The sequence below is a fragment of the Streptomyces iakyrus genome, assembly GCF_000717055.1.
Classification (GTDB): domain Bacteria; phylum Actinomycetota; class Actinomycetes; order Streptomycetales; family Streptomycetaceae; genus Streptomyces; species Streptomyces iakyrus.
On sequence record NZ_JNXI01000009.1, the window covers coordinates 84,575 to 107,436 of the forward strand.

Below are 22,862 nucleotides of genomic sequence, written 5' to 3' on the forward strand. Positions count from 1 at the left end.
CTGCCTGCGCCCGGGGACCACCCGGATGCAGGCATACCGCACAACGATAACGGGTATAGATGCGCGGCCAAAAACCGAGCAGGTCAGGCAAGCGCCGGAGCGATCGCCTGACCTGCGCGGAAGCGGTGAGTCCGGAAGTTAGTTCTTCTGGATCTGGTCGAAGGACAGCTCGACCGGCGTCTCGCGACCGAAGATCTCGACGAGGCCCTTGACCTTCTTCGAGTCCGGGTTGATCTCGTTGATGGTCGCCTGCAGCGTGGCGAACGGGCCGTCGGTGACGGTGACCGAGTCGCCGACCTCGAAGTCCAGCACCTGGACCTCGACCTTGCGCTGCGGAGCCGGCTTGCCCTCGGCCTCGGCGGCCTCGCGGGCGGCCTTCTCCTCGGCCTCGGGGGCGAGCATCTTGACGATCTCGTCCAGGGTCAGCGGGTACGGGTCGTAGGCGTTGCCCACGAAGCCGGTGACGCCGGGGGTGTTGCGGACGACGCCCCAGGACTCGTTCGTCAGGTCCATGCGGACGAGGACGTAGCCCGGGAGCTTGTTCTGCTTGATCGTCTTGCGGTCGCCGTTCTTGATCTGGACGACCTCTTCCTGCGGCACCTCGGCCTGGAAAATGTAGTCCTCGACGTTCAGCGAGACGGCGCGCTGCTCCAGGTTGGTCTTCACGCGGTTCTCGTAGCCGGCGTAGGTGTGGATGACGTACCACTCGCCGGGCAGGACGCGCAGTTCCTCGCGGAGCTTCTCGATCGGGTCGCGGTCGTCCTCGGGCTCTTCCTCGACGAGTTCTTCCGCGGCCTCTTCGCCGTCCTCGGTCTCCGCCTCGGCGGCGTCGTCCGCGACGGCGTCGGCAGCCTCGACCTCGGCGGAGGCCTCGGTGTCCTCGTTGTCCGCGCCCTCGACGATGTCGAGCTCGTCCTCGACGGACTCGACCGGCTCGATGGCGTCGTTCACGTTCGGGTCAGACACGGTGGCTGCTTCTTCCTGGATACATGGGGGTGGAACATGCGAAAGGAGCGCCGGGTACCTCGGCGCTCTTCGCGGACTGCTCAGCCGAACACGTACTTGGCGGCGTTGCTGAGCCCATAGTCAATCACGGTGACCAGGCCGATCATGATGACGACGAAGATGATCACCACGGTCGTGTAGGTCGTCAGCTGGTTGCGGGTCGGCCAGACGACCTTGCGCAGTTCCGCGACGATCTGGCGGTAGAAGAGGGCAAGGCGCTTCAGCGGGCCCTTCTTGCCACGCTTACCACCCTTGCGGGTCTTCTTCGACTCAGGCGCCTCGTCCTGGGCATCAGGCATGTCGATGGAGCCCACGGCGTCCGTCACTCGTCCTCACCTGATTCCGGGTCGTGGCCGTGCCGCGCCCGGTCTGAGCCGCACGGCGGTGCATTGCTGTACGTACATGCGCACACATCCTGGCGATGGTGTGTGTAGCAGGGCCGGAGGGACTTGAACCCCCAACCGCTGGTTTTGGAGACCAGTGCTCTACCAATTGAGCTACGACCCTTTGTGTGCCACCCAACGTACCGCATCCGTCCGGATGCTTGGTGTGCACCGAACGGGCGCGGCCTGCGAGAGGCCAACGAGGTGAGAGTGTACGTGCTCCACGGCCGGTCGTCGAACAGAAAGGGCCCGCGGGAGGGGTCGTTGGCGGAAGATCGCCTCCGGAGCGGGGGGCCGACTGACGGGAATCCGCTGAAGATCGCGCAGGCCGTGCGGGCGTTCCGCACTGTTGTTCAGGGATTTGCCCGACGTTGTTCAGTCTGTGAAACCCCCGTGCCGCGCGCGTTTCCGGTCTGAAACGATGGACCCATGAGCGCTGCAACCCCTCCCACCGAGCGCCGGGTCTCCGCCCGAGTCGGCGCGATCTCCGAGTCCGCCACCCTCGCCGTGGACGCCAAGGCCAAGGCCCTCAAGGCCGCCGGGCGGCCGGTGATCGGCTTCGGCGCCGGTGAGCCCGACTTCCCGACCCCGGACTACATCGTCCAGGCCGCGATCGAGGCCTGCTCGAACCCGAAGTTCCACCGCTACACCCCGGCCGGCGGCCTCCCCGAGCTGAAGGCCGCGATCGCCGCGAAGACGCTGCGCGACTCGGGCTACGAGCCGGACGTCTCGCAGATCCTCGTCACCAACGGTGGCAAGCAGGCCATCTACGAGGCCTTCGCCGCGATCCTCGACCCGGGCGACGAGGTCATCGTCCCCGCGCCGTACTGGACGACCTACCCGGAGTCGATCCGGCTGGCCGGGGGTGTCCCGGTGGAGGTCGTCGCCGACGAGACGACCGGCTACCGGGTGTCCGTCGAGCAGTTGGAGGCCGCGCGCACGGAGAAGACGAAGGTCGTCCTCTTCGTCTCGCCCTCCAACCCGACCGGCGCGGTCTACAGCGAGCAGGAGACCGAGGCCATCGGCCGCTGGGCCGTGGAGCATGGCCTGTGGGTGCTGACCGACGAGATCTACGAGCACCTCGTCTACGGCGACGCGTCCGCCGTGTCGCTGCCGGCGGTGCTGCCCGAGCTGCGCGACAAGTGCGTCGTGGTCAACGGTGTCGCGAAGACGTACGCGATGACCGGCTGGCGTGTCGGGTGGGTCATCGGCCCGAAGGACGTGATCAAGGCCGCGACGAACCTCCAGTCGCACGCCACGTCCAACGTGTCCAACGTCGCGCAGGCGGCCGCGCTGGCCGCCGTCTCCGGTGACCTGGACGCCGTGGCGACGATGCGTGAGGCGTTCGACCGGCGCCGCAAGACCATCGTGCGGATGCTGAACGAGATCGACGGCGTGGTGTGCCCGGAGCCGGAGGGCGCGTTCTACGCGTACCCGTCGGTGAAGGCGCTGGTCGGCAAGGAGATCCGGGGCCGGCGGCCGAAGGACACGGTCGAGCTGGCCGCGCTGATCCTGGAGGAGTCCGAGGTCGCGGTGGTCCCCGGTGAGGCGTTCGGCACGCCCGGGTACCTGCGGCTGTCGTACGCGCTGGGTGACGAGGACCTGGTCGAGGGCGTGAGCCGGATCCAGAAGCTGCTGGCGGAGGCCAGGGACTGAGCTGTGCCTCACGTGAGGCGGTGGCGGGCCGTTCCCCTTGCGGGGAGCGGCCCGCTTCTCTCGCGTACGCGTGCGAGCAAGACCACGTTCGGGGAAACAGCTACCGGGACGGCTGGGACGTACGGCAGGATCTTTGGATGGAGCGTGTACGTGATGTCTCTGAGCTGCCGAAAGCCCATCTGCACCTGCACTTCACCGGGTCGATGCGACCCTCGACCGTGCTGGAACTGGCCGACAAGTACGGGGTGCGGCTGCCCGACGCGCTGACCGAGGCGCTGGTCGGCGGGGAGCCGCCGAGACTGCGGGCCACGGACGAGCGGGGCTGGTTCCGCTTCCAGCGGCTGTACGACGCTGCGCGCTCGTGCCTGCGGGAGCCGGAGGACATCCAGCGGCTGGTGCGGGAGGCCGCGGAGGAGGACGTGCGGGACGGGTCGGGGTGGCTGGAGATCCAGGTCGACCCGACGTCGTACGCGCCGCGGCTGGGCGGGCTGATCCCGGCGCTGGAGGTCATCCTGGACGCCGTGGAGACCACGTCGCGGGAGACCGGGCTCGGGATGCGGGTGCTGGTCGCGGCGAACCGGATGAAGCACCCGCTGGACGCGCGGACGCTGGCCCGGCTGGCCGTGCGGTACGCGGACCGGGGCGTGGTCGGGTTCGGACTGTCGAACGACGAGCGGCGCGGGATGGCGCGGGACTTCGACCGGGCGTTCGGGATCGCGCGCGAGGCCGGACTGCTGTCGGCGCCGCACGGCGGTGAGCTGGCGGGGCCTTCGTCGGTGCGGGACTGCCTCGACGACCTCGGGGCGAACCGGGTGGGGCACGGGGTGCGGGCCGCGGAGGACCCGCGGCTGCTGAAGCGGCTGGCGGACCGGCAGGTGACGTGCGAGGTGTGCCCGGCGTCGAACGTGGCGCTGGGGGTGTACGAGAAGCCGGAGGACGTGCCGCTGCGGACGCTGTTCGAGGCGGGCGTGCCGTTGGCGCTGGGCGCGGACGACCCGCTGCTGTTCGGATCGCGTCTCGCCGCGCAGTACGAGATCGCGCGACGGCATCACGGGTTCACGGACGCGGAGCTGGCGGAGGTGGCCCGGCAGTCGGTCCGGGGTTCGGCGGCCCCGGAGGACGTGAAGACGAAGCTGCTGTCGGGCGTGGACGACTGGTTGATGTCCTAGGCGATGCGGCTCGTTACCTGGGGAGCGGAATTCCGGTGCGGGTGCCTGCGGCGGCCTCCGCGGCCTCGGCCCGGGCCGCGGTCCCGCCCCGGCACCGGCATGACACGGGTCAGCTCGCGATACCGGCCAGCAGCGTGCGGGCCAGACCCGCGGCGAACGACTCCACCGGCGGCCGGCCCCCCTGTGCCGCGTCGTACGCGAACGCCCGCTGTGCGCACGCGCCCATCAGCAACGACGCCGCAGCGAACGTGTCCACGTCGGCCCTCACCCGCCCAGCGGCCCGCTCGGCCCGCAGATAGTCGTCGAGGCACGCGATCGGCACATGCGGGCCCGTGCCCAGCTCCCGCATCATCTCGTCGTGCCGCCGCTTCAACTGCGTCTCGGCGTACAGCGACGCGGCGATCGGAAAGCTCTGCTCGTAGAACAGCGCCGCCTGGTGGGCGATCTCCCTGAGGTTCGCCTCCAGCGTGCCCTGCCCGGGCTCCGCGGCCAGTCCCCGCAGCAACGGGCCGAGTTGGGGCAGCCGCTCCGAGAGGACGCGGATGAACAGGTCCTCCTTGCTCGTGAAGTGCTTGTAGAGGGCGGCCTCGGAGCAACCGGCGGCCCGGGCGATCTCCTTCGTGGTGGCGCGGGCGAGCCCGACGGTGCGCATCAGCTGATGCGCAGCGTCCAGGACGCGCTCCCGGACCGGTGGCTGCATGGCGGCTCCTTAAGGGCTTGACGGGTGGGTGAGTGCTTACTCACCCTAGGGGGAAGAGTATTGGTGAGTGAACACTCACCCACCATCCGGCAGGGGGGAAGTACCTCATGAAGCTGACTGTGTTCGGTGCCACCGGCGGCGTCGGGCAGGAAATCGTGCGGCAGGCGCTGACGGCGGGCCACCAGGTCACGGCGGTCGTCCGCGACCCGGCCCGGCTGACCGTGACCGGCGCCGGCCTGGACGTGTTCCGGGCAGACCTGGCCGATGCCGAGGCGTTACGCCCGGCCGTGAGCGGGCGGGACGCCGTGCTGTCGGGGCTCGGGGCCCGCAGCCGCAAGCACGCCGGAGACGCGACCCGGCTGACCCGGACGGTGCTGGACGCCATGGAGGCGGAGGGCGTGCGGCGGCTGCTGGCGATCAGCGCCGCCCCGATCGGGCCCGTGCCCGAGGGCGACGCGGCGCTCGACCGTGTCGCGCGCCGCATCGTCTCCCGGATCTACAAGGACGTCTACGCCGACCTGCGCGCCATGGAGGCGGGGATCGCCGGCAGTGCCACCGACTGGACCGTGGTACGGCCCCCGAAACTGCTGAACCGGCCGGTCAGCGGGATGTACCGGGTGGCCGTCGGGGGAACGCCGCCCAAGGCCCGCTCGCTGGGGCGCGCCGACGTCGCGCACGCGATGCTGGCGATGGTCGGCGACGCGACCACCGTCAAACAGGGCGTGGGTCTCGCCTATTAGAGGCTGACGCCCACCGTGACCGGCTCGTTGAGCAGCGTGATGCCGAAGGCCTCATGGACCCCGGCCACGACCTCGCGGGCCAGGGCCAGGAGGTCTTCCGTCGTCGCGCTCCCCCGGTTCGTCAGGGCCAGCGTGTGTTTCGTGGAGATGCGGGCCGGACCGTCGCCGTAGCCCTTCGGGAAGCCCGCCTTGTCGATCAGCCAGGCCGCGGAGGTCTTGGTGTGGCCCTCACCCGCCGGGTACGCCGGGGGCTCCACCCCTTCGCCGAGCCGCTCGTGCACGCGGGCGCGGAACGCCGCGAAGTCCGTGTCCGTGAGGATCGGGTTGGTGAAGAAGGACCCGGCCGACCAGGTGTCGTGGTCCTCGGGGTCCAGGACCATGCCCTTGCCGGCGCGCAGCTTGAGCACCGTCTCCCGGGCCTGCGCCAGCGGGACGCGGTCGCCCGCTTCCACTCCGAGGGCCCGGGCCGTCTCGGCGTACCGGAGGGGGGCGGAGAGGCCCTCGGCGTCCTCCAGGGCGAAGCGGACGCGCAGGACCACATAGCGCTCGGGGTCGGACTTGAAGCGGCTGTGGCGGTAGGAGAAGGCGCAGTCCTCATTGGCCAGGGTGACCGTCTCACCGGTGTGGCGGTCGTACGCGACGACCTCGGTGATCGTCGAGGAGACCTCCTGGCCGTACGCCCCGACGTTCTGGATGGGGGTCGCGCCCGCCGAGCCGGGGATGCCGGCCAGGCACTCGATGCCGGCCAGACCCGCCTCGACCGTACGGGCGACCGCCTCGGTCCAGATCTCGCCGGCCGCGAGCTCCAGGCGGGTGCCGTCGAGGGAGAAGCCCTTCGTGGCGATGACGAGGGCGGTGCCCTCGAAGCCCTTGTCGCCGATGACCAGGTTCGAGCCGCCGCCGATGAGCAGCAGCGGGGTGCCCGCCTCGTCGGCTTCGCGGACGGCGGCGATCACCTCGTCGTCCGTCGTCGCGGTGACCAGCCGGGTCGCGGGGCCGCCCAGCCGGAAGGTCGTCAGCGGGGCGAGGGGGGCGTCGTGGAGTTCCTGCACGGGCTCAAGAGTACGAGACGGCACTGACGGCTCCGGGCAGGTGTGGGTGCGGCCCCCTTTCGCCGGGGAAGGGGGCCGCACGCGCGCGTGGTGGCTCTCAGGGCAGACGCCGGAGCGCCTCGGACCAGGAGAGCGGGAGGTCGTCGCTGCTCGCCTGCCAGGTGGTGAAGGCCGAGTCCTTCATCTGCGGGGCGAGACCCCGGGAGGAGGAGCCGTGGGCACCCGCGCGGACGAAGGCGTGCAGCGCGTCCTTGGACTCCCAGGCCGACAGGGTCCAGAAGGTCCGCTTGAAGGGCTTCGCCCTCAGGGTGGCTCCGTAGGCGCCGGGGCTCCGGCGGACCTGCCGCCAGACGGCGGGCGTTCCGGCGAGGAACCTCAGGGCTCCCCACAGCGTGCGGGTCTCGAAGCGGGAGGCGAAGACGTGCACCTCCGTGTCGCGGGGCGGGGTGTTCGGGACGGTCCAGGGAAGAGTGGGCATGGCCGCTTCTCCTTGTTCGGGTCCTTCGGGGTCAGTGGGCGGCCGTCTCCAGCACCGGTGCCGGCTCGGCCGACTGCGCCTGCCGTTCCGCGCGCCGCCGGGTCGGTATGAGCAGGGCGGCGATGCCCGCGAGGGCGACCACCGCGGAGCCCGTCACCAGGGCCGGCCGCATGCCGTCGACGAAGGTCTGGCCGGTCTCGTAGCCGCCCTGGGCCGCGAAGATCGACCCCATGACGGCGATGCCGAGCGCCCCGCCCACCTCGCGCAGGGCGTTGTTGGCGCCGGAGGCGATGCCCTGCTCCGAGGGCCGCACGCTGGACATGACCAGGTGCGAGGCGGGGGCGAAGAACAGCGCCATGCCGACACCGCTGACGATCAGGGCGGGCAGCTGGGACACGTAGGAGGAGTCGGCCGTGGCCACCACCGCCATGTAGCCGAGGCCCAGCGCCTGCAGGAAGAGGCCCGCTGCGACGACCGGGCGGCCGCCGATGCGGTCGGCCAGGATGCCGGCGATCGGGGCGACCAGCATCGGCATGCCGGTCCAGGGCAGCATCCTCAGGCCCGCCTCGGTGGGCGAGTAGCCGAGGACGCCCTGCATGTACTGGCTGAGCAGGAAGATCGAGCCGAACATGCCGAGGAACATCAGCAGGCTCGCCGCGTTGATGCCGGAGAACGCCCGGGAGCGGAACAGCCGCATCGGCAGCATCGGGTTCTTGGCGCGCGTGCTGTAGAGGATGAAGCCGACGAGCAGCGCTCCGCCCGCGAACAGTCCGGTCAGGACGAGGGCGGAGGTCCAGCCGTCGGCGGGGCCGCGCACCAGTCCGTAGACGATGCCGAACAGGCCGCCGCTGGCGAGCAGGGTGCCGGGGACGTCGAGCGGCGCTCCGGTGCCGTGGGACTCCGCGAGGCGGAGGCGGGCGAGCGGCAGCAGGGCCAGACCCAGCGGAACGTTCAGCCAGAAGATCCACTGCCAGGAGATGTGCTCGGTGAGGGTGCCGCCGACGAGGGGTCCGGAGGCGACGGCGAGTCCGTTGACCGCGCCCCAGATGCCGTACGCCATCCCGCGCTTGGCGACGGGCACGGCGGCGGTCAGCAGGGTCAGCGTCAGCGGCATCATCACCGCCGCGCCGGCGCCCTGGACCGCGCGGGCGGCGATGAGGGAGTCGATGCCGGGCGCCATGGCAGCGGCGGCGGAGGCTCCGGTGAAGACGGTGAGGCCTGCGATGAAGAGCCGGCGGCGGCCGAAACGGTCGCCGAGGGCCGCGCCGAACATCAGCAGGACGGCGAAGGTGAGCGTGTAGGCGCTCACCGTCCATTCCAGGTCGTGCAGTCCCCCGCCGAGGTCCTCCCGGATGGAGGGCAGGGCGGTGGTGACGACGAGGTTGTCGAGGGCCGCCATGAATCCGGCGACGCTGGTGATGACGAGGGCCCAGGCGGCTCCCCCGCGACGTGCGGTCTGCTGTGACATCGCTCCCCCATGGAGTGTGTGCCGTGATCGATTAGTTATTGATTACTAACTTTCGTGGTCATGAAAATGTGCTGCATCCTCGCCCTTCCCTGTCAGTCCTCCGGCCGGGCCTTGCGGCGCGCCGAGGGGTACATGCCTTCCCAGACGCGGTGCTCGGGCGGGAATCCCATGGCCGTCAGACAGTTGATGAGCATTCCGTACGCCATGAACATCGTGGTCTCACCGGCGTCCGCCCCCAGCGGGAGGTGGACGGTGTCCCACAGTCGCATCCAGCCGGCCCGCACCGACTCGCCGAACTCATGGTCGCCCTCCTCCTCGGCGGCCTTCACGGCGACGTACATCTGCATCTGCATCATGAGCCGCTCGGGGCGCTCCTCGATGACCTTGGTGTACGCCTCCCCCATCGCATGCAGGGCGTCTTCGCCCTCAAGCCCCTCGGAGGCATCCGCGAACGTGCGGATGGTGTCCTCCACACAGCGCTCCGCCGCCGCCAGGAAGATCGCCTTCTTGCCCGGGAAGAGGCGGAAGAGATACGGCTGCGAGACGCCGACCCGGCGGGCGATCGCCTCGGTCGAGGTGCCGTGGTAACCACCGCGGGCGAACTCGGTCGTCGCGGCCCGGATGACGCTCTCACGTCGCTCTTCCGCACTCATCCTTGCCATGCCCTTGAAGTTAGTGCTCAATCACTAACCATGTCAAGCGATGGCGTACCGGAGCTACGCGTAAGGGGCGCCCCCCGTGGAGAGCGCCCCTTACGTCGTGTCGCTGTGCCTCAGGCCAGTCGCACGACCGCCCGGGACATGCCCAGCACCTTCTGCCCGGCGCTGGTCGCGGTCAGGTCCACGCGGACCGTGTTGTCGTCGAGCTTGGCGGCGACCTTGCCGGCGACCTCGATCACGGCGCCCTGGTCGTCGTTCGGCACGACGACCGGCTTGGTGAAGCGGACGCCGTACTCGACGACCGCGCCCGGGTCGCCGGTCCAGTCGGTGACCACACGGATCGCCTCGGCCATGGTGAACATGCCGTGCGCGATGACGTCCGGCAGGCCGACCTCCTTGGCGAACTTCTCGTTCCAGTGGATCGGGTTGAAGTCGCCGGAGGCGCCCGCGTAGCGGACGAGGGTCGCGCGGGTCACAGGGAAGGTCCGGGCGGGCAGTTCGGTGCCGACCTCGACGTCGGAGTAGGAGATCTTCGCGGTCATGGGGTCGCTCACGCCTCCTCGGCCGCGCGGGCCACGAGCTTGGTCCAGGCGGTCACGACGTGCTCGCCCGCCTCGTCGTGCACCTCACCGCGGATGTCCACGATGTCGTTGCCCGCGAGGGACTTGACGGCCTCGATGGTCGAGGTGACCGTGAGCCGGTCGCCGGCCCGGACCGGGCGGCGGTAGGCGAACTTCTGGTCGCCGTGCACCACGCGGCTGTAGTCCAGGCCGAGCTGCGGGTCCTGGACGACCTGGCCGGCGGCCTTGAAGGTGATCGCGAAGACGAAGGTCGGCGGGGCGATCACGTCGGGGTGCCCGAGTGCCTTGGCGGCCTCCGCGTCCGTGTACGCCGGGCTGTCGTCCCCGATCGCCTCGGCGAACTCACGGATCTTCTCCCGGCCCACCTCGTAAGGCGCGGTGGGCGGGTACGTCCGCCCCACGAAGGACTGGTCGAGCGCCATGGCTCGGCACCTCCTGGTAGCTCTACTGACCGGTACGGGTCCCTCAACGACGCGAGGCCGCCCCCGATCACTCGGGAACGGCCTCGCGTACGAGCCTGATTTATCGCGTTTCGCGGTGCGCGGTGTGCGCGTTGCAACGCGGGCAGTGCTTCTTCATCTCCAGACGATCCGGGTTGTTACGCCGGTTCTTCTTGGTGATGTAGTTCCGCTCCTTGCACTCCACGCAGGCCAGCGTGATCTTCGGGCGGACGTCGGTGGCAGCCACGTGAGTGCTCCTAAGACGAACGGATGGACATTTAACGCAAGAAGAGTAGCCGATCGAAGGACCGACCCCGCAATCGGCTACTGTCAGTAGCGGTGACCGGACTTGAACCGGTGACACAGCGATTATGAGCCGCTTGCTCTACCGACTGAGCTACACCGCTTTGATGTGGTCCGGACCCCGTCTTGCGACGGGAGCCAGTCACACCAGAGCCCCAAAACGGAATCGAACCGTTGACCTTCTCCTTACCATGGAGACGCTCTGCCGACTGAGCTATTGGGGCGAGCGATGAAGACATTACACGCTCCGCCGCCGTTCACCCAAATCCGTTTCGAGGCACCCGCCCGGGGCGCCCGGACCGTCCTCCCGGCGGCCTCGTGGACCCCTTCCGTTCCGTGAGCGGACCACGCCGGTACGACTATTGCGCTCCTCCCCGCCGTGAGCGGGGGGCCGTCCTAGGCTCGTCTCACTCTGCGTGATCATGCGTCCTCCCGTGCCAGCCCGAGCCCCTGGAGTGCGATGCCCGACAGCCGGCCGCAGCCACCCCCGCCCCCGTCGTCCTCGCCGGGTCCGGCCGACCCGTCGTCGCTGCTGCTGTGCGGGGCGCGGCTCACCGACGGCCGGACCGTGGACGTACGGCTGGGCGGCGGGCGTATCGAGGCGGTCGGCACGGCCGGCAGCCTGGGGGCGGGCGGCACGCGCGCGTGCGGGGCGCGCGTGGACCTCAGTGGCTATCTGCTGCTGCCGGCTCCCGCCGAGCCGCACGCCCACGCCGACACGGCCCTGTCGGCGGAGACCGGTGGACCGGTCTCGTACGAGCCGCAGGACGTGCAGCGCCGGGCGACGGAGGCCGCACTGCTCCAGCTCGGGCACGGGGCGACGGCGCTGCGGGCGCACGTGCGCGTGGGGGACGTCCAGGGCCTGGGCGCGCTCGCGGCCGTGCTCCAGGCGCGGCGCGCGCTGCGCGGGCTGGTGGAGCTGACGACGGTGGCGATGCCCCGGGTGCTGACCGGGGCCGCCGGTGCCGACGGGCTCGCGATGCTGCGGGACGCGGTGAAGATGGGCGCCTCGGTGGTGGGCGGCCGGCCGGACCTGGACCCCGACCCGACCGGGTATGTGGAGGCGGTCCTGGAGATGGCCTCCGAGCACGGCTGCCCCGTCGACCTGCACACGGACGCCGGGGATCCGGCCCGGCTGGCCCGGCTCGCGGCCATGGCGGGCGGGCTGCGCCCCGGGGTGTCCCTCAGCCCCTGCGGCGATCTCGGCCGGCTGCCCTCCGAAGTGGCCTCGCGGACGGCCGACCAACTCGCGGCGGCCGGGGTGGCGGTGGTGTGCCTGCCCCAGGGTGGCTGCGGCGGCGTCGACCGGCGCGGGGCGGCCCCCGTCCGGCTGCTGCGTGCGGCGGGGGTGCGGGTGGCCGCCGGGAGCGGGGCGCTGCGGGACGTGTCCAACCCCGTGGGGCGCGGCGACCCGCTGGAGGCGGCCTTCCTGCTGGCCTCGCGTTACGGGCTGCCGCCCGACGAGGCGTACGACGCGGTGAGCTCGTCGGCGCGGGCGGCACTGGGGCTGCCCGAGGTGCGGGTGGAGGCGGGTTTCCCGGCCGAGTTGCTCGCGGTGCGCGGGGACCGGCTCTCAGGGGTGCTGTCCCTGGCGTACAGCCGCATCGTCGTGCACCAGGGGCGCGTGGTGGCACGGACCAGCGCGGTGCGGGAGTACTGCAGTTCGGCGGCTTCGGTGGAGCTGGGGCTGCCGCGGCAGGGGCGGGGGGAAGTGCCGTAGGGCTGGGGTTGCAGGTGAAGTGCCATGGGGCCTGCCGCCCGCGGCGGCAGGGACGTGTGAGGTGCCGTTGGGCCCGCCCCTGCCGCCGCGGGAGGGGCGGGGCGCTGTGTCGTGAGGCCTGCGGCGGGGTGTTCCGCCGGGCCGGTCGGCGTGGCACAGGCGTGGCCCAGGCCGTGCGGCGGACGGTGCTGTCGAGGCGTACGGTCGAAGGCATGCGCATTGTCATCGCTGGTGGTCATGGTCAGATCGCGTTGCGGCTGGAGCGGCTGCTCGCCGCGCGCGGGGACGAGGTAGCGGGAATCATCCGGAAGGCCGAGCAGGCGGACGACCTGCGGCAGGCCGGTGCCGAACCGGTCGTGCTCGACCTGGAGTCTGCGTCCGTGGACGAGGTCGCGGAGCGGCTGAGGGGCGCCGACGCCGCGGTCTTCGCGGCGGGCGCGGGCCCGGGCAGCGGAGCGACCCGCAAGGAGACGGTGGACAAGGCCGCGGCGGTCCTCTTCGCGGACGCGGCGGTGCGGGCGGGCGTACGGCGCTTCGTGGTCGTGTCGTCCATGGGCGCCGATCCGCGCCACGAGGGTGACGAGATCTTCGACGTCTACCTGCGCGCCAAGGGCGAGGCGGACGCGTACGTGCGCGGGCTGGACGCCCTGGACTGGACGATCCTGCGCCCCGGGCAGCTCACCGACGACGCCGGTACCGGTCTCGTACGCCTGGAGGCCGGCACCGGACGCGGCCCGGTCCCGCGCGACGACGTGGCCGCCGTGCTGGCGGAACTGGTGGACACCCCGGCGACGGCCGGGCTCACTCTGGAGCTCATCAGCGGGTCGGCGCCGGTCTCGGTGGCGGTGAAGTCGGTGGCCGGGAACTGAGGTTCGCGGCCGGCCGCGCGGTCGGGGCCTAGAACAGGGGCAGTTGGCCGGGGAAGTCCGGGACCGTGTAGCCGTCCAGGGACGGTTGCTCGGGGCCCGGGCGGGCCTGACGGCGGGAGCCCGGGCACGAGGTGAGTTCGCCGTGCTCGCGGGCGCCGGGAGGGTCGTGGCGCGCGTACCGCCCGGCGACGACGGCGATCTCGCGGCGGCACTCGGGGCAGACTCTGCGACGGGAGGACATGGGGGTCAGTGTGCCGCGATCGTCGCGTGCACACCTCCATCAGGTTGCTTAAGACAATCAATTGGCTTGGCTTGGCTTGGCTTGGTCGGGTCGAGGAGCCGCTGGCGTACGACGCGCTGCTGAGCGGCACCAGCGGCCTCACCGGCGTGGTGCGCTCCGCCGACGGCGGGACACCCGTCGCCGGGGCCGCGGTCATCGTCTGCTCAGCCATGCCGAGGATGGGGGGGCGCGGCCGGGTAGCCGGGTGGTCGGGTGGATCGTGCGTCGCCGCGACGTCCCGACCCACCGGCCGCTTCACGACCTTCAGCCGGCTGCCGTTCCGGACCATCTCGGCAGCCGGCTGAGTCAGCTGAAGCAGCAAGACCGGCAGAACCGGCAGATCGGCGTCAGCTCACGTCGACGTAGTCGGCCGCGCTGGTGGCCACGCCCGTCGTGGAGTTGCCGTAGTACACCCAGCGGTAGTAGCCGTCGACCGAGGCGGTGACCGTGGTCTTCAGCCCCCCGGTGCTGCTGGTGGTGGCCTTCTTGAGCGTCTTGTAGGTGTCGGTGCCCTTGGCGCGGAACTGGAGGCTGACCGTACGGCCGCTGTAGGCGTCGTACTTCTTCGTGCTCCAGTTCGCCCGGGTCAGCTTGCCCGTGACGGTGATCGGCTTGCCCTTGGTGACCGGCTCCGGCGTGGCGTTGGTGGTGATCTTGGCCGCGCGCTTGAGCTGGGCGGTCGCGGACCGCGTCTCCAGCTCCCCGGTCTTGAGGCCGCCGTCGGCCTTCCACAGCCGCAGCGCGACGCCGACCTTCCAGGTCGTGGCGTCGCTGTTGGAGTCGACGTGCTCCTGGCTCGGGTGCGGGTCGATGTAGAGGTTGCCCTCGCAGCGAGCGTGCTTGGAGTCGGTCTCGTAGCAGGTGTAGCTGCCCGGCTGGATGAAGTTCTCCCCCGTGTCGGCCGCCGTCTTGATGGTGCCGCGGTAGAGGAAGGGGTACGCGTCGTAGCGGGAGGGGTCTGAGGTGCTGTATCCGGAGGGCAACGCGATATTGAAACTGACGGGCGGCTCCACCGTCTGCGTTGTACCGACGACGATCGGCTTGCCCTTGTTGATGACGATGTCCGACACGGTGATACCGGTATCCGCCGCCTGAGCCGCCGGCGCGTTCAGCACCGAGAGCCCCAACGCCCCCACGAGCGTGGCCACCGCGGCGGTTCGTCTGCCTGTTTTCATTCACACCTCATCAGGAAAATGCCGTTACAAGAGGCGGCAGCGTATCCGACGAGTTCATGCCCCTCGACGAGCTCCCGGCAGAAGTTGTGAACCACCCGTCGGCGGGCTGCCGTTGGGGTGCTTGCGTGGGTGGGCCCGGAGGCGGAGAGATCATGCTCACCCCCGGCGGACGCCCCGGGGGACACGCGTTCGGATGACGGAAAGCCCCTCTCGCCTGCATCTCCGCAGGTGAGAGGGGGTCTTCCCCAGTGTGGCGGCGCCAGAATTCGAACCTGGGAAGGCTGAGCCGGCAGATTTGCAGTCCCCTCGCGAGCAACCAGCAATCCAGCCCGTGACCTGCGCACTGGTTCTCAAGGCGGCTCGCTCCGCCCACCGCGCGCCGCCCGGTCCCCGGAGGCAAGGCGGTACCCAGACATGTATCAGGACCGGTGGAGGCGGTTCGTCACTACGCTCGCGCTCGGTTTCGGCTGCGGAACGGTTGCAGGCGTGACCCGAGCCGATCCGTGCTCTTTCTGCAGAGGTGAAGATGATCGCGTCCAGGGTGTTCCGCCGGACCGCTGGTCCGCCACGGCGGTCCGGCTGGTGCACAGGGCAACGGAGGGCCCTGAGGGCCCTCCGTTGTTCGCGTGAACGGTCAGCAGCTGTCCGTCCAGCTGTGGGAGGAGATGTTGTCGTTCACGGACTCGCCATAGCCGTCCCACCAAGGCAAGCCGTGGCTGAAGACTTCGCGTCCGAGTGTCAGGTCCAACCACATGTCGCCGTTGCCGAGGCAGGCGTACACACCGCTCTGGTCCTCGTTGTAGTACAGGTCGACGTCGTCGTAGCCGCCGGCGTATCCCCGGTTCTCCACCGAGGAAGCGAGGTTGCGCATGTGCGGGCACCCAGGGCCCGGATAGTCCCAGTTACGGTTGTTCCCTTCCCATGCACAGTGGCCGCCGCCTCGGTAGGGGTCGATCCAGGCGTGGAGCTTGCCGTCTGCCGCGGCCGCGGTGAGCGTGCGGGCCTCCGCCGGGCTCGGTTCAGCGGCCTGAGCCGTGGGGGCGGCGAGTGCGACGGCCGTCAGGGCGACCACGCCGGCGAGTGAAGCGAACTTGCTCATGTCCTGTCCTCTCGTTCTGTTGTGTGCTGTCGGGTTGATCAGCCGCGGCGGACGATGTCGCGGGCACGGCTGAGCGCCTTGTGTTCGAGCAGGGCGCGGTTCTTCACCTCAGTGGGATGGCGGGAGTCCATCCGCTGGCGATGCGCACGGCTCAGCTCTCGGAGCGTTGCGGCCAGGCCTGTTGATCGCGCGCACTCGGCCTCGGCCTGAGCCGTGGCGAACTCATCCGCCTCGGGGCGAAGCGCGAACTGTTCACGTGTCTTCTGAGGCATGTCATAGGGGAGGCCCCGTTCATGCATGCAGGTGGCCCACTGCCGGGTTACGGGACGAAGTTCGGGATCAGCCACGACCGCCGCCGTGGTCGTTCGGTCAAGGGCCTCGGTGACCTTCTTGGCCCGGTACCAGGCAGGCAGGTCGGTGTAGAGCTCACGCTGGGCGTGGGAGACGCATCCTTTGTCGCTGTGCCGGATCCTGCCCATCCCGGGGACGTCAGCTTCCAGCCCTTCCGGGGTCGGCCCGTTGAGTGCCGTGATCGCGGCCGCTTTGCGGTCGGCGGAGAGCCGGTCGAAATAGCGGCGGTTGGGGTCGTTGCGAGCCGATGCCTCCCGGCGTTCTCGGATGCCGCGGCCGTAACCGTTCGCGGCGGCCCACTGCTTGTCGTCGATGACGTACGGGAACCGGCGCTCCAGAGGTTCGGGGAGTTCCGGGGTGACCCAGAAAGAGAAACCCTGTCTTTTCATACAGTCACGCGTGAGAATCTTCTCCGCCTGGACCAGAACTTCTCGTTCCGCCATGGTGAGGTGTCGTGACGCTTCCTGCTGCCCCTGAGATTTCTGCGAATCGTTGGGTTCGCAGGCCGTACTCCAGGCGACCACCACGGACAGGAGCGCAACAAGGAACACCTTTCGGCCAGAACGCCGGATGCGATGGGCGCGCCAGGTTGCGTCGCTGTTGCCGGCGAATCGCCGGGATATGCGGTCATGGGCTTTGTGCAGGCGAAGTTGCGCGGACATTAGTGGCGGCCCCCTGTGTCACCATCCCCGGATCGGTCAGGGGACATTCGCAACCGTCTGTCGACTGATGACAAAGTGCCGTCCCCCGCGCATTGACTATCACATGGTCGACTCAGCCATGTCACCGAAGCCGGGAGACGTTATGTCTGCTGATCGATAAGGAACTGATTATGGCTGCACGTGGCACCGGCGAAAGGGTTCACGGTAATGGGAGCTTCCCTGGCGAGGGAACCGAGCATCCATCAGCTTCGGCTCTACCTCACCCTGAGCGAGGAGCTTCATTTCGGAAACGCCGCGGCGCGCCTGTTCATCACTCAGCCGGCACTCAGTCAGCAGATCAGAGAGCTGGAGAAGCGCCTGGGGGTGCGTGTGATCGAGCGCACGAGTAGGACGCTCGCCCTGACCGAGGAAGGAAGAGCCCTGCTTCCTGAAGCCCGTGCCGTGGTCGAAGCCGTCGATCGGCTGAAGCGTGTCGCCGGTGCGCAGCAGCGACAGATCTCCGGCCGAGTCATAGTGGGAACCATCGGTGCTGAGGCCTCAATGGCGCACACCCGCGCAGTGCTGGGCCTGCTCAGAGATCGCCACCCTCAACTGACCCTGCGTCTGATCAACCTCAGTTTCGCCGATCACATGACGGCGCTGGCACATCAGGAGGTCGATGTGGTTTTCCTCCGTCCTCCCGTGACGGACGACATGGAACTGCACCACCTGGCCACCGAACCGCGAGTGGCCTGCCTCCCCGCCGACCACCCGTTAGCGGCCTTTCCCCAACTTACTCTGGCCCAACTCGCCGGCATCCCCGTGGTCGGCATGCCCGAGCAGGTTCCACGGCTGTGGCGGGACTTCTGGGCGGTTGACCCACGCCCGGACGGCAGCCGCGTTCGATACGGTCCCGTGGTCACCGACATGGAATCGCTGATGCACACGGTGGCTACCGGAGAAGCCATGTACTTTCTGCCGGCGGCCGCCCGCGAATACTTCCCACGCCCAGGTATCCGATACAGCACGGTGGTTGACCTCTCGCCCTCGACATCCGCTCTCGCCTGGCTACGGCGAAGACGTTCCGAACCCACGATCAGAGCTGTGCGCCATGCTGCGCGACACGTCACCTTCAAAGCTGAAGCCGGCCGGTAGACACGTCCCGTTGCTGAGGTTGAACATCTCGCGAGGGCATCCGGATGATGGCCGCTGAGCGGTTCGTCCGGGGTGAGCTGGGCCCGATGATCGCGAAGGAGTTACGGGTCAGTGTCCGGGCGGTCCAGCGGTGGCGGCGGTGCGGGGAACCACTGAGGCTCCGGCTCCGGGAGACTCATTATGATCTTCGTCACGCTGCGGTGTCCACCTGGCTTGGCTCCGGTGCCGAGCCTCAGCTTGTCGCCGAGCGCGCTGGCCACAGCGTGGCCCTGCTGTTCCGCGTGTACGCCAAGTTCCGGAAGGACGGAGACGAGGCAGCGAATGCCAAGATCTCTGCGCGCCTGAAGGGGCACGGCTGAACGCGTGGACGGCCGTCCACGCCCCGTCCACGCAGCCCGAGAGCGGTCGAACACGCGACACAGTGAGACAGTGGACTGATCTCGTGACCCCATGACGAAGGGCCCGTGACCTGCGAAGATTGCAGGTCACGGGCCCTTCGTTCCCGTGTGGCGGCGCCAGGATTCGAACCTGGGAAGGCTGAGCCGGCAGATTTACAGTCTGCTCCCTTTGGCCGCTCGGGCACACCGCCGGGGTTGCTGCCTGGTGAGCCGCTCTTCCGCGGCGCTCCGTGGCAACGACGTAAACAATACCTGATGTGGCGGGGTGCTCCGCCACCCGATTGATCGGCCCCCGGAGGGCCGGGGGTGGCTAGGCTTGTCCGGATGCGGCCCGGGACCTGAACGGGCCCTGCGACCGCCCGCATACGCCGGTACGCACGATACGCACCCCGATACAAGGAGCCACAGGACATGGCCGACTCCAGTTTCGACATCGTCTCGAAGGTCGAGCGGCAGGAGGTCGACAACGCACTCAACCAGGCCGCCAAGGAGATCTCGCAGCGCTACGACTTCAAGGGCGTGGGTGCCTCGATCTCGTGGTCCGGTGAGCAGATCCTCATGGAGGCGAACTCCGAGGACCGGGTGAAGGCCATCCTCGACGTCTTCCAGTCCAAGCTGATCAAGCGGGGCATCTCGCTGAAGGCTCTGGACGCGGGCGAGCCCCAGCTCTCCGGCAAGGAGTACAAGATCTTCTCTTCGATCAAGGAGGGGATCTCCCAGGAGAACGCCAAGAAGGTGGCGAAGACCATCCGCGACGAGGGCCCCAAGGGCGTGAAGGCGCAGGTGCAGGGCGAAGAGCTGCGGGTCAGCTCCAAGAGCCGTGACGATCTGCAGGCCGTCATCACCCTGCTGAAGGGCAAGGACTTCGACTTCGCGATGCAGTTCGTGAACTACCGGTAGGTCCGGCCCCCGGGCTCCCGCCCACAGGGATACGGGGAGGGGTGGGTACCAGCGATGCCCACCCTTCCCGCCCCGCCTGCCGCCATCGCGATCTCACCCGATGCCGCCATCGGCTCGTCGCCGGCTGCCATCGGCCGCCGCCCTGCCGCCCACCTGCCGTCACCGCCTCGGCTGCCCGACTGTTGGCCGTCGGCTGCCGGCTGCCGGCTGTCGGCTCGGCTGCACCAGCTGTCGGCCGCCGGCCTGCGTCGGTGGGCCCGGTCAGTCGCGCGAGTTGCCGAACAGCAGGCGGTAGGCGATCAGCAGGACGAGCGATCCGCCGATGGCCGCCGCCCACGTCGCACCGTCGTAGAAGCCCTTGGTGATCGGGTGGTCCATCCAACGGGCCGATATCCAGCCGCCGATGAACGCGCCCGCGATGCCGATCAGGGTCGTGCCGATGAGGCCGCCCGGGTCACGCCCCGGCAGCAGGAACTTCGCGATGGCTCCGGCCAACAGTCCCAGGATGATCCAGCTGATGATGGTCATGCCGTGAACCTGCCCTTTCACGCTGTGCCCGCACTGTCCCGGCCCTGTGATCCTGCTCCCGGCAGGCCGAGCACGTGCGTCGTACGTCGGGCGTTCCGCGCGCGGCCTCCTCGCCGAGCGCGTTCACGCCGTGTTGGTGGGAAGGACGTGCTGGCCGCACCCGCTGGTTGCACTGATCAGTAGGGTGCGACGCATGACAGCCTCCGCACCTGGACTGCGCCGCACCCTCGGCGTGGGTGACGCCGTCGTCATCGGACTCGGCTCGATGGTGGGGGCCGGGATCTTCGCCGCCCTCGCCCCGGCCGCGTACGCGGCGGGAACCGGGCTGCTCATCGGACTCGCCGTCGCCGCCGTCGTCGCGTACTGCAACGCCATGTCGTCGGCTCGCCTCGCTGCCCTGTATCCCGCCTCGGGCGGCACGTACGTGTACGGGCGGAAGCGGCTCGGGGAGTTCTGGGGGTATCTCGCGGGCTGGTCGTTCGTGGTCGGGAAGACGGCCTCCTGTGCGGCGATGGCGCTCACCGTGGGTACGTACGTCTGGCCGGGGCAGGCGCACGCGGTGGCGGTCGGGGCCGTGGTGGCGCTGACCTCGGTGAACTACGGCGGTGTCCAGAAGTCAGCGTGGCTGACGCGGGTGATCGTGGCGCTGGTCCTGGCTGTCCTCGCCTTCGTGGTGGTCGTATGTCTCGTCTCCGGTGAGTCCGATGCCGGGCGGCTGGACATCGGGGCCTCGGGTGGTGCGGACGGCGTGCTGCAGGCGGCCGGTCTGCTGTTCTTCGCCTTCGCCGGGTACGCCCGGATCGCCACCCTCGGCGAGGAGGTGCGGGATCCGGCGCGCACCATTCCGCGTGCGATCCCGCTGGCGCTGGGCATCGCGCTGGTGGTGTACGCGTGTGTGGCTGTGGCTGTCCTTTCGGTGCTCGGACCGGGCGGTCTCGGGGAAGCGACGGCGCCGCTGACCGACGCGGTGCGGGCGGCCGGAGCGCCCTGGCTCGTGCCGGTGGTGCGGATCGGTGCGGCGGTGGCCGCGATGGGCTCGCTGCTGGCGCTGATCCTGGGGGTGTCACGGACGACGCTGGCCATGGCCCGGGACCGGCATCTGCCGGGGGTGCTGGCCGCTGTGCATCCGCGTTTTCAGGTGCCGCACCGGGCGGAGCTCGCCGTGGGTGCGGTGGTCGCGGTTCTGGCGGCCACGGTGGATGTCCGCGGCGCGATCGGGTTCTCCTCCTTCGGTGTGCTGGCGTATTACGCCGTGGCCAACGCTTCGGCGTGGACGCTGTCTTCGGCGCCGGCGGCGCGGGTGGTGCCGGCGGTGGGGCTGGCCGGGTGTGTGGTGCTGGCGTTCTCGCTGCCCGGGGTGTCGGTGATCGTGGGCGCGGGAGTGCTGGTGGTCGGCGCCGTTGCGTACGCGGTACGGCGGCGGGTGGGGGGCGGGGCGGCGAGGGAGTAGGGCCGGTTACCGGTCGCCCACCATGCTGTCCGTCAATGCCTTGATCTGCGGCCTGCGGGAGCATCTCGGCTCGGAGCTGTCAGGACCTCTCGGCTCAGGTCTCTCGCCGCTTCTCACGGGCGCGGCAGGCTCAGGACGCGAGCGCGAAGGTTCGGCCGTCAAGCGGGAGTTGTAGGGCTCGGCCATCACTCGGGTCGGCAACTGCTCGATCGCGGTCATGGGTTCATCATGCAGACCGCCGCCGACAGCCGGGCGGGCCTGTGGATAACCACTGGCCTGTGGACATCGAGGGAGGAGAGGCTCCGCTGCGTCAGCGCACCGCGAACGGCTCGTTCGTCCGCACGATGTCGCGGCCGAGCGGGAGCAGCGAGACCGGGATGAGTTTGAAGTTGGCGATGCCCAGCGGGATGCCGATGATCGTCACGCACAGGGCGATGCCGGTGGCGATGTGGCCGAGGGTGAGCCACCAGCCCGCGAGGACGAGCCAGAGCACGTTGCCCACGCAGGACGGTGCGCCGGCGTCATGGCGCTCGACCGTCGTGTACCCGAAGGGCCACAGGGCGTAGACACCGATGCGGAAGGCCGCGATACCGAACGGGATGCCGATGATGGTGATGCAGAGGAGCAGGCCCGCGAGCATGTAGGCGAGGAACAGCCAGAAGCCGCTCAGCACGAGCCATATGACGTTGAGTACGGTCCTCATTGGTTCCCACCTGCCATCTTCTCGAGCCGGGCGATGCGTTCCGCCATCGGCGGGTGTGTGGAGAACATCTTCGAGAGGCCCTGGCCGGGCCGGAACGGGTTCGCGATCATCATGTGGCTGGCGGTCTCGATGCGCGGCTCGGGCGGCAGCGGGAGCTGCTTCGTGCCGAGTTCGAGCTTGCGCAGGGCGCTGGCCAGGGCGAGGGGGTCGCCGGTGAGCTGGGCGCCGGAGGCGTCCGCCTGGTACTCCCGGGAGCGGCTGATGGCCAGTTGGATGAGCGAGGCCGCGAGCGGGCCCAGCAGCATGATCAGCAGCATGCCGAGCAGCCCGGGGCCGTCGTCGTCGTCCGAGCGCCCGATGGGGATCAGCCAGGCGAAGTTGACCAGGAACATGATGACGGAGGCCAGGGCGCCCGCGACCGACGAGATGAGGATGTCGCGGTTGTAGACGTGGCTCAGCTCGTGGCCGATGACGCCGCGCAGCTCGCGTTCGTCCAGCAGGCGGAGGATGCCGTCGGTGCAGCACACGGCGGCGTTGCGTGGGTTGCGGCCCGTGGCGAAGGCGTTGGGGGCCTCCGTCGGGGAGATGTACAGGCGCGGCATGGGCTGGCGGGCCTGGGTGGAGAGCTCGCGGACCATGCGGTAGAGCGCGGGCGCCTCGAACTCGCTCACCGGGCGGGCACGCATCGCGCGCAGGGCCAGCTTGTCGCTGTTCCAGTACGCGTACGCGTTGGTGGCCAGCGCTACCAGGACGGCGATGACGAGCCCCATGCGGCCGAAGAAGCTGCCGATGACGATGATGAGTGCGGACAGTCCACCCAGGAGGATCGCTGTCCTGAGCCCGTTGTGCCGGCGGTGCACGGTGCGCCCTCCAAGTGGTGCGGCAGGGGGACCCTTGCTTGTCGAATCTGCGGTGCCACTGGTGCCGCGTCCTCACGTCCAGTGGACCTTCCCGTACTG

General features: G+C 69.7%; 26 protein-coding genes and 4 tRNA genes. 9 read left to right on the top strand and 21 right to left on the bottom strand.

What is annotated here, in order from left to right; genetic code table 11:
• Positions 1-138: 138 nt before the first annotated feature.
• The 3 genes from nusG to OO68_RS15820 form a co-directional block, all read right to left on the bottom strand.
• Entirely contained in the window at positions 139-966 is an 828-nt protein-coding gene (nusG, locus tag OO68_RS15810; RefSeq protein ID WP_033308988.1) for a transcription termination/antitermination protein NusG, read from the bottom strand.
• 80 nt (positions 967-1,046) lie between these two features.
• On the bottom strand, positions 1,047-1,331 hold the full coding sequence (gene secE / locus OO68_RS15815) for a preprotein translocase subunit SecE (RefSeq protein ID WP_030839741.1): 285 nt from the start codon (positions 1,329-1,331) through the stop codon (positions 1,047-1,049).
• A 108-nt stretch (positions 1,332-1,439) separates the two neighbouring features.
• Positions 1,440-1,512: transfer RNA gene (locus tag OO68_RS15820), tRNA-Trp, on the bottom strand.
• Between the two features lie 305 nt (positions 1,513-1,817).
• On the opposite strand from OO68_RS15820, the gene OO68_RS15825 reads away from it, so the two are divergent.
• Positions 1,818-3,044, top strand: a complete 1,227-nt coding sequence (locus OO68_RS15825; RefSeq protein ID WP_033308989.1) for a pyridoxal phosphate-dependent aminotransferase — start codon at positions 1,818-1,820, stop codon at positions 3,042-3,044.
• A 137-nt stretch (positions 3,045-3,181) separates the two neighbouring features.
• Positions 3,182-4,213: an adenosine deaminase gene (locus OO68_RS15830; protein WP_033308990.1), complete on the top strand. Its 1,032-nt coding sequence runs from the start codon at positions 3,182-3,184 to the stop codon at positions 4,211-4,213.
• Between the two features lie 109 nt (positions 4,214-4,322).
• Here OO68_RS15830 and OO68_RS15835 read toward each other — a convergent pair whose 3' ends face one another.
• Positions 4,323-4,913, bottom strand: a complete 591-nt coding sequence (locus tag OO68_RS15835) for a TetR/AcrR family transcriptional regulator (protein WP_033308991.1) — start codon at positions 4,911-4,913, stop codon at positions 4,323-4,325.
• Between the two features lie 107 nt (positions 4,914-5,020).
• Between OO68_RS15835 and OO68_RS15840 the strand changes: the two genes are divergently transcribed.
• Positions 5,021-5,653: an NAD(P)-dependent oxidoreductase gene (locus OO68_RS15840; RefSeq protein ID WP_033308992.1), complete on the top strand. Its 633-nt coding sequence runs from the start codon at positions 5,021-5,023 to the stop codon at positions 5,651-5,653.
• On the opposite strand, the gene OO68_RS15845 is transcribed toward OO68_RS15840, so the two are convergent.
• From OO68_RS15845 to OO68_RS15885, 9 genes are all read right to left on the bottom strand, one after another.
• The gene (locus tag OO68_RS15845) at positions 5,650-6,705 is read right to left on the bottom strand and encodes a UDP-N-acetylmuramate dehydrogenase (protein WP_033308993.1); all 1,056 of its coding nucleotides are present in this window, start codon (positions 6,703-6,705) and stop codon (positions 5,650-5,652) included. The two genes, OO68_RS15840 and OO68_RS15845, sit on opposite strands and share 4 nt — an antisense overlap.
• Before the next feature lie 97 nt (positions 6,706-6,802).
• Positions 6,803-7,183 carry a hypothetical protein gene (locus tag OO68_RS15850; protein ID WP_033308994.1) on the bottom strand — a complete coding sequence of 127 codons (381 nt, stop codon included), beginning with the start codon at positions 7,181-7,183 and terminating at the stop codon, positions 6,803-6,805.
• Between the two features lie 31 nt (positions 7,184-7,214).
• Positions 7,215-8,651: an MFS transporter gene (locus OO68_RS15855; RefSeq protein WP_033308995.1), complete on the bottom strand. Its 1,437-nt coding sequence runs from the start codon at positions 8,649-8,651 to the stop codon at positions 7,215-7,217.
• 92 nt (positions 8,652-8,743) lie between these two features.
• A complete protein-coding gene (locus tag OO68_RS15860; protein ID WP_209442587.1) occupies positions 8,744-9,313 on the bottom strand; it encodes a TetR/AcrR family transcriptional regulator in 570 nt (189 codons plus the stop codon).
• Positions 9,314-9,423: 110 nt separating this feature from the next.
• Complete coding sequence (locus OO68_RS15865) at positions 9,424-9,852, bottom strand: MaoC family dehydratase (RefSeq protein WP_033308997.1); 429 nt, start codon at positions 9,850-9,852, stop codon at positions 9,424-9,426.
• A gap of 8 nt (positions 9,853-9,860) precedes the next feature.
• Positions 9,861-10,313, bottom strand: coding sequence for a MaoC family dehydratase N-terminal domain-containing protein (locus tag OO68_RS15870; protein WP_033308998.1), 453 nt, complete (start codon positions 10,311-10,313; stop codon positions 9,861-9,863).
• A 100-nt stretch (positions 10,314-10,413) separates the two neighbouring features.
• The gene (rpmG, locus tag OO68_RS15875) at positions 10,414-10,578 is read right to left on the bottom strand and encodes a 50S ribosomal protein L33 (protein ID WP_003948671.1); all 165 of its coding nucleotides are present in this window, start codon (positions 10,576-10,578) and stop codon (positions 10,414-10,416) included.
• Positions 10,579-10,665: 87 nt separating this feature from the next.
• A tRNA-Met gene (locus OO68_RS15880) sits at positions 10,666-10,738 on the bottom strand.
• 47 nt (positions 10,739-10,785) lie between these two features.
• Positions 10,786-10,858, bottom strand: a tRNA-Thr gene (locus OO68_RS15885).
• Between the two features lie 236 nt (positions 10,859-11,094).
• On the opposite strand from OO68_RS15885, the gene OO68_RS15890 reads away from it, so the two are divergent.
• A complete protein-coding gene (locus OO68_RS15890; protein ID WP_033308999.1) occupies positions 11,095-12,354 on the top strand; it encodes an amidohydrolase family protein in 1,260 nt (419 codons plus the stop codon).
• A gap of 212 nt (positions 12,355-12,566) precedes the next feature.
• Positions 12,567-13,223 (top strand): NAD(P)H-binding protein, encoded by a 657-nt coding sequence (locus OO68_RS15895; protein WP_033309116.1) that lies wholly within the window; start codon positions 12,567-12,569, stop codon positions 13,221-13,223.
• Positions 13,224-13,251: 28 nt separating this feature from the next.
• Here OO68_RS15895 and OO68_RS15900 read toward each other — a convergent pair whose 3' ends face one another.
• On the bottom strand, positions 13,252-13,464 hold the full coding sequence (locus tag OO68_RS15900) for a hypothetical protein (protein WP_030839769.1): 213 nt from the start codon (positions 13,462-13,464) through the stop codon (positions 13,252-13,254).
• Between the two features lie 71 nt (positions 13,465-13,535).
• Between OO68_RS15900 and OO68_RS15905 the strand changes: the two genes are divergently transcribed.
• A complete protein-coding gene (locus OO68_RS15905; RefSeq protein ID WP_157852724.1) occupies positions 13,536-13,808 on the top strand; it encodes a hypothetical protein in 273 nt (90 codons plus the stop codon).
• 42 nt (positions 13,809-13,850) lie between these two features.
• Here OO68_RS15905 and OO68_RS15910 read toward each other — a convergent pair whose 3' ends face one another.
• The 3 genes from OO68_RS15910 to OO68_RS15920 form a co-directional block, all read right to left on the bottom strand.
• The gene (locus OO68_RS15910) at positions 13,851-14,678 is read right to left on the bottom strand and encodes a hypothetical protein (protein WP_033309001.1); all 828 of its coding nucleotides are present in this window, start codon (positions 14,676-14,678) and stop codon (positions 13,851-13,853) included.
• A gap of 634 nt (positions 14,679-15,312) precedes the next feature.
• Positions 15,313-15,777, bottom strand: coding sequence for a hypothetical protein (locus tag OO68_RS15915; protein ID WP_033309002.1), 465 nt, complete (start codon positions 15,775-15,777; stop codon positions 15,313-15,315).
• 38 nt (positions 15,778-15,815) lie between these two features.
• Positions 15,816-16,790, bottom strand: coding sequence for a hypothetical protein (locus tag OO68_RS15920; RefSeq protein ID WP_157852725.1), 975 nt, complete (start codon positions 16,788-16,790; stop codon positions 15,816-15,818).
• A gap of 207 nt (positions 16,791-16,997) precedes the next feature.
• Between OO68_RS15920 and OO68_RS15925 the strand changes: the two genes are divergently transcribed.
• Positions 16,998-17,924 carry a LysR family transcriptional regulator gene (locus OO68_RS15925; RefSeq protein WP_033309118.1) on the top strand — a complete coding sequence of 309 codons (927 nt, stop codon included), beginning with the start codon at positions 16,998-17,000 and terminating at the stop codon, positions 17,922-17,924.
• Between the two features lie 507 nt (positions 17,925-18,431).
• On the opposite strand, the gene OO68_RS15935 is transcribed toward OO68_RS15925, so the two are convergent.
• Positions 18,432-18,513, bottom strand: a tRNA-Tyr gene (locus tag OO68_RS15935).
• Positions 18,514-18,733: 220 nt separating this feature from the next.
• Between OO68_RS15935 and OO68_RS15940 the strand changes: the two genes are divergently transcribed.
• Complete coding sequence (locus tag OO68_RS15940) at positions 18,734-19,222, top strand: YajQ family cyclic di-GMP-binding protein (RefSeq protein WP_033309004.1); 489 nt, start codon at positions 18,734-18,736, stop codon at positions 19,220-19,222.
• Positions 19,223-19,483: 261 nt separating this feature from the next.
• Here OO68_RS15940 and OO68_RS15945 read toward each other — a convergent pair whose 3' ends face one another.
• Positions 19,484-19,750 (bottom strand): GlsB/YeaQ/YmgE family stress response membrane protein, encoded by a 267-nt coding sequence (locus OO68_RS15945; RefSeq protein WP_030839776.1) that lies wholly within the window; start codon positions 19,748-19,750, stop codon positions 19,484-19,486.
• A gap of 193 nt (positions 19,751-19,943) precedes the next feature.
• Between OO68_RS15945 and OO68_RS15950 the strand changes: the two genes are divergently transcribed.
• Complete coding sequence (locus OO68_RS15950; RefSeq protein ID WP_033309005.1) at positions 19,944-21,200, top strand: APC family permease; 1,257 nt, start codon at positions 19,944-19,946, stop codon at positions 21,198-21,200.
• 310 nt (positions 21,201-21,510) lie between these two features.
• Here the strand turns inward: OO68_RS15950 and OO68_RS15955 are convergent, their stop codons facing one another.
• A complete protein-coding gene (locus tag OO68_RS15955; RefSeq protein WP_033309006.1) occupies positions 21,511-21,903 on the bottom strand; it encodes a YccF domain-containing protein in 393 nt (130 codons plus the stop codon).
• Positions 21,900-22,763 carry a zinc metalloprotease HtpX gene (gene htpX / locus OO68_RS15960; protein ID WP_033309007.1) on the bottom strand — a complete coding sequence of 288 codons (864 nt, stop codon included), beginning with the start codon at positions 22,761-22,763 and terminating at the stop codon, positions 21,900-21,902. Before htpX ends, OO68_RS15955 begins: the two co-directional genes overlap by 4 nt.
• Positions 22,764-22,862: the final 99 nt, after the last annotated feature.